This is a genomic window from Stenotrophomonas sp. UBA7606, from assembly GCF_002477705.1.
In the GTDB taxonomy this organism is placed as follows: domain Bacteria; phylum Pseudomonadota; class Gammaproteobacteria; order Xanthomonadales; family Xanthomonadaceae; genus Stenotrophomonas.
Genome location: NZ_DLJW01000116.1, coordinates 1 through 12,320 on the forward strand (window position 1 = coordinate 1; position 12,320 = coordinate 12,320).

Annotated in this window: 10 protein-coding genes; 5 read left to right on the forward strand and 5 right to left on the reverse strand. The window is 64.9% G+C overall.

Features of this window, described 5'->3' with window-relative positions; translation table 11 throughout:
- Together B2527_RS15365 and B2527_RS15370 are read left to right on the forward strand one after the other, a co-directional pair.
- On the forward strand, positions 1 to 1,107 hold a 1,107-nt coding region (locus tag B2527_RS15365; RefSeq protein WP_293715496.1), incomplete at its 5' end, for a carboxyl transferase domain-containing protein.
- Between the two features lie 396 nt (positions 1,108 to 1,503).
- Positions 1,504 to 3,474: an acetyl/propionyl/methylcrotonyl-CoA carboxylase subunit alpha gene (locus B2527_RS15370; protein ID WP_293715499.1), complete on the forward strand. Its 1,971-nt coding sequence runs from the start codon at positions 1,504 to 1,506 to the stop codon at positions 3,472 to 3,474.
- Between the two features lie 9 nt (positions 3,475 to 3,483).
- Here the strand turns inward: B2527_RS15370 and B2527_RS15375 are convergent, their stop codons facing one another.
- A complete protein-coding gene (locus B2527_RS15375) occupies positions 3,484 to 4,677 on the reverse strand; it encodes a putative peptide maturation dehydrogenase (protein WP_293715516.1) in 1,194 nt (397 codons plus the stop codon).
- Here B2527_RS15375 and B2527_RS15380 point away from each other — a divergent pair.
- Entirely contained in the window at positions 4,564 to 4,866 is a 303-nt protein-coding gene (locus B2527_RS15380; protein WP_293715521.1) for a hypothetical protein, read from the forward strand. The genes B2527_RS15375 and B2527_RS15380 overlap by 114 nt on opposite strands.
- An 11-nt stretch (positions 4,867 to 4,877) precedes the next feature.
- On the forward strand, positions 4,878 to 5,180 hold the full coding sequence (locus B2527_RS15385; protein WP_293715502.1) for an NHLP-related RiPP peptide: 303 nt from the start codon (positions 4,878 to 4,880) through the stop codon (positions 5,178 to 5,180).
- A 2-nt stretch (positions 5,181 to 5,182) separates the two neighbouring features.
- Here the strand turns inward: B2527_RS15385 and B2527_RS15390 are convergent, their stop codons facing one another.
- From B2527_RS15390 to aceB, 4 genes are all read right to left on the reverse strand, one after another.
- A complete protein-coding gene (locus B2527_RS15390; RefSeq protein WP_293715505.1) occupies positions 5,183 to 7,714 on the reverse strand; it encodes a putative peptide modification system cyclase in 2,532 nt (843 codons plus the stop codon).
- Positions 7,665 to 8,711 (reverse strand): GGDEF domain-containing protein, encoded by a 1,047-nt coding sequence (locus B2527_RS15395; protein ID WP_293715508.1) that lies wholly within the window; start codon positions 8,709 to 8,711, stop codon positions 7,665 to 7,667. Before B2527_RS15395 ends, B2527_RS15390 begins: the two co-directional genes overlap by 50 nt.
- Positions 8,712 to 8,955: 244 nt before the next feature.
- Positions 8,956 to 10,287: an isocitrate lyase gene (gene aceA / locus B2527_RS15400; protein ID WP_293715511.1), complete on the reverse strand. Its 1,332-nt coding sequence runs from the start codon at positions 10,285 to 10,287 to the stop codon at positions 8,956 to 8,958.
- A gap of 43 nt (positions 10,288 to 10,330) precedes the next feature.
- Positions 10,331 to 11,974 carry a malate synthase A gene (gene aceB, locus B2527_RS15405; RefSeq protein ID WP_293715514.1) on the reverse strand — a complete coding sequence of 548 codons (1,644 nt, stop codon included), beginning with the start codon at positions 11,972 to 11,974 and terminating at the stop codon, positions 10,331 to 10,333.
- A 120-nt stretch (positions 11,975 to 12,094) separates the two neighbouring features.
- Here aceB and B2527_RS15410 point away from each other — a divergent pair.
- Positions 12,095 to 12,320 (forward strand): LysR family transcriptional regulator (locus tag B2527_RS15410; protein ID WP_293715518.1); only part of this gene is annotated, 226 nt, incomplete at its 3' end.

A 12,320-nucleotide genomic window follows, 5' to 3' on the forward strand; every position in this document is an offset into this window, starting at 1 on the left:
AACCAGGCCAACCTGTCGGCACAGGGCATCCCGCAGATCGCCTGCGTGATGGGCAGCTGCACGGCCGGCGGCGCCTACGTGCCAGCAATGAGCGATGAGACCGTCATCGTCAAGGAACAGGGCACGATCTTCCTCGGTGGCCCGCCGCTGGTGAAGGCCGCCACCGGCGAAGTGGTCAGCGCCGAAGAACTCGGTGGCGCCGACGTGCATACGCGCATCTCCGGTGTTGCCGACCACATGGCCGACAACGATCTGCAGGCGCTGGCACGGGTGCGTTCCATCATCGCCAACCTGAACTGGCGCAAGCCCGATGCAGGCATTGGGCTGCAGGCCAGCGAGGCGCCGCTGTTCGACGCGCAGGAACTTTACGGCGTGATTCCCAGCGACACCCGCAAGCCCTATGACGTGCGCGAGGTGATCGCGCGCATCGTCGACGGTTCGCGCCTGGATGAGTTCAAGCCACGTTACGGCAACACCCTGGTTACCGGCTTCGCGCATGTGCATGGCCATCCGGTTGGCATCATCGCCAACAACGGCATCCTGTTCTCCGAATCGGCGCTCAAGGGCGCGCACTTCATCGAGCTGTGTTGCCAGCGCAATATCCCCTTGCTGTTCCTGCAGAACATCACCGGCTTCATGGTCGGCCGCAAGTACGAGCACGGCGGTATCGCCAAGGATGGTGCCAAGCTCGTCATGGCGGTGGCCAATGCGCGCGTGCCCAAGTACACGGTGGTGATCGGTGGCTCGTTCGGTGCCGGCAACTACGGCATGTGCGGGCGGGCGTATTCGCCGCACTTCCTGTGGATGTGGCCGAATGCGCGGATCGGGGTGATGGGCGGCGAGCAGGCCGCCAGTGTGTTGGCCACGGTCAAGCGCGACGGCATCGAGGCCAAGGGTGGGGCGTGGTCGGCCGAAGAGGAGGATGCGTTCAAGCAGCCGATCCGTGACCAGTTCGAGCAGCAGGGTCATCCGTATTATGCGAGCGCGCGTTTGTGGGATGACGGGGTGATTGATCCGGCGGATACGCGGCGGGTGCTTGAGCTCGCCTTGGCTGCCAGTCTCAATGCGCCTGTGCAGGACACGCGGTTTGGTGTGTTCCGGATGTGATTGACCCCATGCGCTTTTTTGAAGAAAGAGCGTTGAATCAAGAGCTTTCGCCCCCCTTCGGGAAGCGAGTTACTTCTCTTTGCTCGTGCAAAGAAAAAGTAACCAAAAGAAGCGCCCTTTCAACAGCCGAATGGCTGGTCAAGCACGCCCTGCCTGCGCGCCCAGCACGCTCCGCGTGCCGGGTTCACTCCACCGGTGGGGTTTTTCGACACGACATCCCTGTCGTGGCGAAAAACGACGCGCATCCATGCACGTCGCCCTTCGGGTATTCCCCACCGGTTCCGTCGCTGCGGAAGGGACCCGGCAGAGCAAAAGCAAGTTCAAGAGCAACAGCAACAACAACGGCGAAAGCCCTCGGCTACTTCCCTGCCCGCGCGGCACATCGTGGATAAGACAATGTTCAACAAGATCCTGATCGCCAATCGTGGTGAAATCGCCTGCCGCGTTATTGCTACCTGCCGTCGCCTTGGCATCGCTACCGTCGCTGTGTACTCGGATGCCGATCGCAATGCGCGGCATGTGCGCCTGGCGGACGAGGCTATCCATATCGGTGCTGCACCGGCTGCCGAAAGCTATCTGCGCGCCGATGTGATCCTGGACGCCGCGCGCCGCAGCGGTGCCCAAGCCATCCATCCGGGTTATGGCTTTCTCTCCGAGAACGCAGGCTTCGCCCGCGCCTGCGCAGAGGCCGGCATCGTCTTCATCGGGCCGCCGGCCAGCGCCATCGATGCCATGGGCGACAAGAGCTCGGCCAAGGCGCTGATGCAGACCGCCAACGTGCCGCTGACGCCGGGCTACCACGGCGAGCGCCAGGAGCCCGAGTTCCTGCGCGCGCAGGCCGACGCCATCGGCTACCCGGTACTGATCAAGGCCAGCGCTGGCGGTGGTGGCAAGGGCATGCGCAAGGTCGAGGCCAGTGCCGACTTTGAAGCCGCGTTGGCCAGCTGCCAGCGTGAGGCGCAGGCGTCGTTCGGCAATGCGCATGTGCTGGTGGAGAAGTACGTCGAGCGCCCGCGCCATATCGAGATCCAGGTGTTCGGCGACAGCCACGGCAATGTCGTCTATCTGTTCGAGCGCGACTGTTCGGTGCAACGCCGTCACCAGAAGGTGCTGGAAGAGGCACCCGCGCCCGGCATGACTGCCGAGCGTCGCGCTGCCATGGGCAAGGCCGCTACCGATGCCGCGCGCGCCGTGGGCTATGTCGGGGCCGGCACGGTGGAGTTCATCGCCGGCCCCGACGGTGATTTCTATTTCATGGAAATGAACACCCGCCTACAGGTGGAGCACCCCGTCACCGAACTGATCACCGGTACCGACCTGGTCGAATGGCAGCTGCGCGTGGCCGCCGGTCAGCCCTTGCCGAAAGCGCAGGACCAGCTGCAGATACATGGCCACGCCATCGAAGCCCGCCTGTACGCCGAAGACGCCGACCGCGGCTTCCTGCCCTCCACCGGCACCCTGCGTCATCTGCGCCTGCCACAGCCCAGCGCCAATGTCCGCATTGATGCCGGCGTGGAACAAGGCGATGCCATCACCCCGTACTACGATCCGATGATCGCCAAGCTCATCGTCTGGGACGTGGACCGCGACCGCGCCCTGCAGCGCATGCAGCAGGCCTTGGCGCAGTGCCAGGTCGTCGGTGTTACCACCAATGCCGCCTTCCTGCGCCGGCTGGTGATGACCGATTCGTTCTGCACCGCCAACCTCGATACCGCGCTGATCGAGCGCGAGCGCGACGCGCTGGATATCCACCACGTCGCCGCCGGTGACAATGACTGGGCGCTGGCCGCCGTGCTTGCGGTAGCCAGCGACGAATCTCGCAGCAGCGATGTTTCACCGTGGGCAATCGCCGACAGCTGGCGTATCACTGGCCATGCGGCACGCTTGGTGACCCTGGAGCACCTGGACCAGCGCAAGCAGCTGCAGGTACGCGACTGTGCCAACGGCTGGCAAGTGCAGTTGGGCGATACCACCATCAATGTGAGCGGGACATGCAGCAGCGCCGGCTACGCCCTGCAGCTGGGTGAACGCCTGCAGCGTGGCAACGCCATTCGCGAGGGCAATACGCTGTACGTGTTTGGCAGCGACCAGCAGCAACGCTTCAACATCCACGACCCGGTCGCCGACGCCGACAACAGCAACGACCACGGCGGCAGCCTGCTGGCACCGATGCCCGGCCGCGTCGTCACCCTGCTTGTGCAGCCGGGCACCACCGTCAGCCGTGGCACGCCGCTGCTGGTGATGGAAGCAATGAAGATGGAGCACACCCTGCAGGCACCGGCCGATGGCACCGTGCAAGGCTTCCGTGCGAAAGCCGGTGACCAGGTAGCCGATGGTGCGGTGCTGGTGGATTTCGAGGCAACGTAAGGCAGGTCATCAAGGTAGCGCGTCCGTCGCTGCGTGCATTGCATGCTGCTCAGCCAATCGACCCGGGCCGCCGCCCCGGGTGCTGGCCGTTACCTGGGTTTGCCGCGAGCGACCAAGCGGATCGAACTCCGGCGTGACCAGGGTATCGGCACGCCAGCCAAAGCCGGACACTGCCAGCGCCCCTTGCTGCATCGGGTCGGTCCCCAACAGCGTCTCAATCTCATGTTCGTTGATCGCCGCTGTGACAAAAGCGCCCAACCCCTGCGCGGTGGCCGCCGTGTACAGCGCCTGGGAAACATGACCTGCATCCAGACACACCGCACGGTACGCCTTGGTGTGATTGCGATACTTCCAGAAGTTGCGACCAAAGCGACAGGTGAGCACCACCAGCACCGGTGCGGTCGCAAACCAGTCCTGGCCCGCCAGCAGCTGTAGCGCGAACTGCGCGATATCGTCGGGCTGACGGGTTGTGGCCGCCAGCTCATGGCTTACCGCATGGTAGTGGTAGAGCCCCGCCGTGAGTCCTTCGACATTCTGCACCACCAGATACGCCTCGACAGGATGCAAGCCACCTGCGGAAGGCACGTTCTTCTTCAGGAACCGCACGCCAGGCTCGGTCTCTACCTGCCCCTGCGCCATCAACACCTGTTGCAGAAGCAGGCTCACCAACGCCAGCGACAGCGGACGTGCAGGATCGAAATTCCGGCAGGTAGTACGACGTGACAGTGCCAGTGCGGCCGGATCATCCTCCACCGTGTGCAAGCGGTACGCATTGTGCTGTCGCGGCAGCGCTTCCAGTGGGGGCTTGCCCAGCTTGCGCACAAGGTCATCTGCAGTAACCATCTGATTGCGCCGCATCTCCAGAGCACTGTCCACGTCATGCCATCGTGCATGCCTGTGATGGATCGCCGCCAATGGCCACCACGGCACTTCACGCAGTCGTGCATCGGCTTCCCAGGCCTGGCCCGTTGCCGTGTTCTCCAGGAACAGCAATCCGAGCGCGAGCAGAGACTGCACCAGCACTTGCTGCGCTTCCTGCCCCGGCATGTCCTGCCATACGCCCGGGCTGCATGAAAAAAGGAAAAGGCATTGCTCCTCGTCCACCACGCAGGGCTGGTCCAGGTGCGCCGCCAGGACCTGCAGCTGCCTGCGCACATTCAAGCCCGCACCCCCAGCAAATACCTGGTGCACGGAGAAGTCCACTTTCTCCACCGGCATCACGGCCAGAATGTGGCAACGACGGAATTTCACAACGGCCTCTCCATGCAAAAGAACAGCAGAAAACGCGCATCTTACGACCCGGTGCAGCCAGTGGTCGGCTCAAGAGAATCGCGTGAGCACCGCTATTATTCTTTCATGCGCGGCATCCAAACCAGCACCATCATCAACTGACAACGACAACCATGAACACAAACAAGCCCCCCCTGTCTGCCGCCGATGCGGAAAAGCTGCTCGACTTTCTCTGTTCCGATGATGGCTTCCGCGAGAAGTTCGCACTCGACCCTGCCGGTGCCATGGCGCTTGTCAGCAGCGAGGCCGCTGCTGCCTGCGAGACCTGTGAGTTCAGCGGGCCGCTGGCAAGCAAGGAAGAGTTCCAACATGCCCGTGCCCAGTTGATGGAGCACCTGGCCGCTTCGGCGGCATTTTTTGTTCCCTACTGCTTCATGAGCGGGAACGACCCGTCGTCAGCGCCCAACGGGGCTTGATGTCACTGCGCCCGCTCCAGGCGGGCGCGCCTTACGTCAGCCACGTTCAAGGCAAGCAGCGCATAAGTGCCGGCGTTCTCCGTATAGGCCAGGCCACGCTGTGCAGCAACCCATCCGTGCTCGTGACCCGCCGCCGCGACGTTGCCGTTACGCGCATGCAGGGCCTGCAGCTGCACATGCAGCTGGATCAGCTCGGTTCCATCCACCTGCCCCTGCAGCTGCCCGATCATCCCGGACAGCCGTGCCGGGTCGGCTTCAGCCCCAGCCTGTACCAGGCCAACCAACTGCCGCGCGCGGCGCTCGTCGACCTGCGTGGCCATCGCCATCATGCGCGGCAGCCATGCAGCAACCAGCGCGTCATGCTCGGAGCGCTGCGCCAGGTACAGCGTGGCAGCCGCCATGAACGCCCAGTCGCCGGCATCCCCGGCCTGCCCGCTGGTGGCGTTGCGATGGAACAAGATCAACCACCGCTCGAACTCCGCCGCAGCCGGCGCGCCATCGGATAACAGACGCAGTGCCAGCGACTGCAGGTCAAATGTGCTGCAAACAGAGTCCCCCAACTCGCACAACAAGCGTGCCTTGCGCGCGTGTTCCCGTGCAGCGGCCAGATTGCCCTGGTCAACAGCCACGGCAATGCGTTCCAGCCACGCAGGCGTGGAGCTTTCGGGGATGGCAGCAAGCACACGCCATGCCCCGTCAAAGTCATCCACCGCCGCCATCGCAGCCGCCAACTCACGATCCGGCGGCCCTCCCATCGCACTGGCCTGCTGGAAGGAGGTCAGTGCTTGCTGGTTTTTGTTCTGTGCAAGCTCCAGGCGCGCCAGATGCCGGAGCGATACCGTCCGCATGGGGTTCTGCGGTACCAGGGCAAGGCGTACCTCGCGTTCGGCCTCCGCATATCTGCCCAGACTGAACAACGCACCCGAACGGTTGTGATGGGCCGTATGGAAATCGGGGTACAGGTCGCCGAGCAATTTCCAGCGATGCGCAGCCTCGACCGCGCCAGCACCCGAGAGCTCGGCATTCCAACTATCCAGGTAGAGCTGATCCCGTGCGCTCAGGTTGGCCCGGTGGGAGGCTGCCTGCGCGAGCAGATCGCGCGCTCGGGCAAAGTCGCCTTTTGAAGAGGCCACCCGCATCTGCCCCATGTAGGCCGCCGCGAAATCCGGATCCAGCCGCGCGGCCTGTTCGAAATGCCCCAAGGCGTCATCGCGGCGATTGTCCGCATAGGCATTCAGTCCTACCGAATAGGCATGCAGTGCATCGAGGCTGCTGGTCGCAACCCGGGGCAAGGGAGCCGAGTGACTGGTAATCTCCGCCAGTGCTTCGCCCAGGTGTCGTCGCAGCCGGTTGGCCACCTTGTCCGTGGACACCAGCGAGGACTCCAAGCCATTGCCATCCACATGCTCGGAGTAAACCGTCTTGCCGCTCGCCGGGTCGATCACGTCCAGCGTGACCCGCAGTTTTCCGTTCACTTCGCGCACCGATGGCAGGATAAGGGCCCGGGCCCCTTCCCGCACTGTCAGCTCGATCGCAGTGGCGCGATCCATCATCTGGGTGGGGTCACGCCGCATCTGCTGCAAGGTTTCCCGAGTCTTCAGGTCACTGAGCACGTTTACATAGCGGGATTGCTCCAGGCTCATGCGCAGTGCTTCACGCAGCGCGTCAGACAACCGGGGGTCCTCGGTTGCATTGGTGAAGCCGCCCACCACCACCCAGTCCCGTTCGCCAAAAGCGATCGCTGGTTCGGGCCGTACCAGCACCCAGGTCAGCACAACCAACCCGGCCAGCAGTGCCATCTCCGCAATCAAGGCCGCCGGCCGACGCCACAGCGGCAGCGCGCGCCATGCCTTGGATGACCGCACTGGCATGCGCAATGGTGCCCGCCCCGGCGCTCCCACCTCGAACACTTCCTGCACCGTGGGCAGGCCCTTGAAATACCAGCGACCATGCGACTTCCACTGCAGCTGTGCGCCACGCTCGCCCAGTTCATGCTGGCCGCCCCGCAGCAACGACTCGGCCACCGCCGACACCAGGATCTGGTTGGGCCGTGCCAATGCCATCAGGCGTGCAGCCGTTGGCTTGGCCACGCCTTCCACTTCCAATGGCTTGGCACCGGCAGTCACCGCCGCTTCGCTGTTCTGCCAGGCCAGCACGTAGCCGACGTGGATACCGACGCGGGCGCGCAGCGGTAGCCGCTGTTCCAGCCCCAGCCGTTCGAGCTCCTCCAGATAGGCCAGCGCGAACCCCAAGCCCTGGGTAGGTGCCTCGAACAGCAGCAGCATGCCGTCGGAACGGTCAATCAGGCGTCCGTTCCACTGTTGCAGCAAACCAAGTACCCGTGCATCCAGCGTACGGAACAGATCCGCCGCCGCCGCATCGCCCACGCGTTCGACCAGTGCGACCGAATCACACAGGTCGGTCAGCACCAGGGTTTTCAGTTGCCGCTGGGCTGCATCTGGGGCGGAAGGCTCCTGCACGTGTTCACCCCAGGCGCCGCTGCCCGCTGCTGCGGTCGACGAACCATTGTGCACGGTTGCCGCCACGACGCTTGGCCTCGTACAAGGCCTTGTCAGCACGCGAATAGGTGTCGTTCCAGTGATGTCCCTCATCGACCAGGGCCATGCCAATGCTGACCGAGCAGGCTTCGGCCGCCGCACGCGGATCACTGCCCCAGCCGCGTGCTGCTTCCAGGATGAAATCAGCCACCCGGGCCAGGCAGTCGACGTCGGCCTGCGCCAGCAGGATGCAGAATTCATCGCCGCCCAGGCGGCAAGCGATGTCGTCGTTGCCCGCCACCGAGTTCAGGATCCGCCCCAACCGCTGCAGGGCCTGGTCACCCACCAGATGACCATGGACATCATTCAGGCCCTTGAAGTCATCGCAGTCGATCAGCAACAACCCCTGCGGGCGCTTGCCGGAGCGGTGCGAGCGCTGCAGATAAGCGGTGAGGGCACGACGGTTGTTGAGCCCGGTGAGGTCATCGGTGTACACCAGCTCGCGGGTGTTGGTGAGCTCATTGTGCGTGCTGTAGAGGTTGCCCAGCGCAGCTTCCAGCTCCTGGTTGCGGCGGCTGAGCTGCCCGATCAGGCGCTGCTCGCTGGACACCACGCGCGCGAGCGTGCGACGCAGGAAGAACACCACCGTGGCCGGATCCTGGTCGATCAGCCGGTGGAAGTTGGCGTGGGTGATTTCCAGCAGCACACTGTCACAGCTGGCACGCGCATCACAGGAGCGCGGGTGGCGCTCGATCAGCAGGCCGAGCTCGCCGAAAAAGTCATTGCACAGCAGCTGTTTGGGCGCCAGGCCAGCACCGAAATCCAGGCTGATGGCGCCGCTCACCACGATGAACATCGAGGTGCCCACGTCACCGCGCCGGAACAGCTGGGTGTTGGCCTGCAGATCGTGGCGGATACCAAACTGGGCGAACAGGGCGAACTCGACCGCGGACAGCTGCGCGCGCAGGGGGACGCCCCCGCTCGGCGCAACGCCGACCGGGCGCTCGTGAAGCGCCGGTTCCCCTATACCCATGCCGCTCATTCCTTGCCTCATGGACCCCGGCGTGGCAGCCGGGAAGCTCACGAGACTATCACCAAAATAAACAGACATGGGTACACCCCGCCGCATTTTTCGCCGCTGATCGGGGCACACCTTAGCCGCAAGCCGTAAGAGGGACTGACTGCGGTCACAAAGCAGCCAGGCCCGGACAGCGCCTGGACAAAAAAGGGGGGCCCGCAGGCCCCCAAAGCAAACATGCTGCCGGAATCGATCCCGCTCAGGCGGCCTTTTCAGTCTGGAACTGCTCTTCTTCGGTGGACCCGGTCAGGGCGGTGACGCTTGAGGCGCCGCCCTGGATCACCGTGGTCACATCGTCGAAGTAACCGGCGCCCACTTCCTGCTGGTGCGAGACAAAGGTGTAGCCCTGCTCGCGGGCGGCGAATTCCGGCTCCTGCACCTGCTCCACGTAGTGGCGCATGCCCTCGCCCCGCGCGTAGTCGTGGGCGAACTTGAAGGTGTTGAACCAGTTGATGTGGATGCCGGCCAGGGTGATGAACTGGTACTTGTAGCCCAGCGCGGCCAGCTCGTCCTGGAACTTGGCGATGGTCTTGTCGTCCAGGTTCTTCTTCCAGTTGAACGATGGCGAGCAGTTGTAGGACAGCAGCTTGCCGGGGCTGGCGGCGTGCACGGCCTGGGCGAACTCGCGGGCGAAGCCCAGGTCGGGGGTGCCGGTCTCGCACCACACCAGGTCGGCATGCGGGGCATAGGCCACGCCGCGACTGATCGCCTGTTCCAGGCCGTTCTTGACCCGGTAGAAGCCCTCGGCGGTGCGCTCGCCGGTGACGAACGGGGCGTCATTGGGGTCGAAGTCGCTGGTCAACAGGTTGGCGGCCTCGGCATCGGTGCGGGCCAGCACGATGGTCGGCACGCCCAGCACATCCGCCGCCAGGCGCGCGGCGGACAGCTTCTGGATCGCCTCCTGGGTCGGCACCAGCACCTTGCCGCCCATGTGGCCGCACTTCTTCACCGCCGCCAGCTGGTCCTCGAAATGCACCGCGGCGGCGCCGGCAACGATCATGTTCTTCATCAACTCATAGGCGTTGAGCACGCCGCCGAAGCCGGCCTCGCCATCAGCAACGATCGGCAGGAAGAAGTCGATCGCGTCCTCGGCCTTGACCTTGCCGTCGATGATGTTCTTCCACTGGATCTCATCGGCGCGCTGGAAGGTGTTGTTGATGCGGCGGACCATGGTCGGCACCGAGTCGTAGGCGTACAGCGACTGGTCCGGGTACATGGTTTCGGAGGTATTGCCGTCGGCAGCCACCTGCCAGCCGGACAGGTACACCGCTTCCAGCCCAGCCTTGGCCTGCTGCATGGCCTGGCCGGCGCTGATCGCACCGAAGGCGTTGACGTAGCCCTTCTTCGCGCTGCCATTGACCAGTTCCCACAGGCGCTCGGCGCCGCGCTTGGCCAGGGTATGTTCCGGCTGCACGCTGCCGCGCAGGCGCACCACGTCGGCGGCACTGTAGGTGCGCTTCAGCCCCTTCCAACGCGGGTTGCTGTCCCAGTCCTGCTGCAGGGCGTCGATCTGTTGCTGATAGGTGCTCATCGTGTCGTCCTCAAGTCGAATGCGTACGTAGGGGGAAGTCGGGTCAATCGATCTGCCGATACGCCGGCAGGGTCAGGAACTCGGCCAGGGTGTCGGCGCGGCTGAGCTGGTCGAGCAGGCCGATGGCCTGGGTGATGCGGCCGCCACCGGGCAGGGCGGAGGTGTCGCCGAGGCGCGCCGGCAGCGCGCGCAGGGTGCTGTCCAGCAGCGCGAGGTCGATCGCGGTGCCGTCGTCCAGGTGCTGGTTGCCGGCATGCAGCCACTGCCATATCTGGCTGCGGCTGATCTCGGCGGTGGCTGCGTCTTCCATCAGGTTGTGGATGGGCACGCAGCCGTTGCCGTCCAGCCAGGCAGCCAGGTAACGCACGCAGACTTCGACGTTGTTCTCAAAGCCGGCGCGGGTGACGGTGCCGCTGCACGGGGCGATCAGTTCATCGTGGCTGGCCTGCACGTCACGGCGCAGCACGTGGTGCTGGTTGGGCCCGGGCATGTGCTCGTCGAAGATGGCACGCGCCACCGGGATCAGCGCCGGGTGTGCCACCCAGGTGCCGTCGTGGCCGGCGGTGACTTCGCGCAGCTTGTCGGCGCGCACCCGCGCCATCGCCTGCTCATTGGCAGCGGCGTCGTGATTGATCGGGATCTGCGCGGCCATGCCGCCCATCGCATGTGCGCCACGGCGATGGCAGGTCTTGATCAGCAGTTCCGAATAGGCCTTCAGGAACGGCTGGGTCATGGTCACCTGGCCGCGCTCGGGCAGCACCTTGTCGCGGTGACGGCGGAAGGTCTTCAGATAGGAAAAGATGTAATCCCAGCGGCCGCAGTTCAGGCCGACAATGCGTTCGCGCAGCGCATGCAGGATCTCGTCCATCTCGAACACCGCCGGCAGTGTCTCGATCAGCACGGTGACCTTGATCTGCCCCTGCGGCAGGCCCAGCATGCCCTCGATGTGCGACAGCGCGGTCTCCCACAGCGCCGCCTCTTCCATCGACTGCAGCTTGGGCAGGTAGAAGTACGGGCCGCGGTCCTTGTCCATCAGCGTCTGCGCGTTGTGGAAGGCGAACAGCGCCGCATCGAACAGGCCGCCGGCAATCGGCTGGCCGTCGATCAGCACGTGCTTCTCGTCCAGGTGCCAGCCACGCGGGCGCACGATCAGCACCGCCTGCTCGTCGAACGGCCGCAGCGTGTAGTGTTTGCCCGGGCCCTTGGCGGTGGCCGGCGCGGTGAAATCCAGGTCACCGCGCACCGCCGCCTTCATCGTCTGCTGGCCGGCCAGCACATTGCGCCAGGTCGGCGAGGTCGAATCCTCGAAGTCGGCCATGAACACCTTGGCACCGGAGTTCAGCGCATTGATGACCATCTTCGGGTCGGTGGGCCCGGTGATCTCGACGCGGCGGTCCTGCAGCGCGGCCGGGATCGGCGCCACCCGCCAGTCCTCCTCACGGATGGCGCGGGTATCGGCGCGGAAATCCGGCAGCCCGCCCTGGTCGAAGAAGGCCTGGCGCTCGCGGCGGGCCGCCAAGCGTGCCTGCCGGCCCGGCTCGACCGCCCGGTGCAGCGATACGAGCAGGCCCAGCACGCCGGCCGGCAGCAGCGCGGACTGGCCGGCCAGCTGGGTGGTCAGGGTGATGCCCGGGGTCGGGCGGGGGGCGGACTGCGGCGTGGCGACTGCGTGGGCGACGGCGGACATCGGAGGTACCTGCGTATGTCGGGGACTCCAACGTGCCGCCGCAGGGAGGTATTTAACAAAACAGTTTTTGCAATGTTATCTATAAGTTGTGCTAATACTGGCATCGCCATGCCCACCAAGATGCCCGTAACCCCGCGTTTTTCCTACAAGTCTGATCGGCTGAAGCCGCTGCGGGCGTTCCTGCAGACGGTGCGCCTGGGCTCGGTTTCGCGTGCCTCGGAAGCCCTTTTTGTCAGCCAACCGGCGGTGAGCCTGCAGCTGCAGGCGCTGGAACGGGAGCTGGGGGTGGTGCTGTTCGAGCGCAGCGGGCGCCGGCTGGTACCTACCCGCGAGGGCCAGCTGCTGT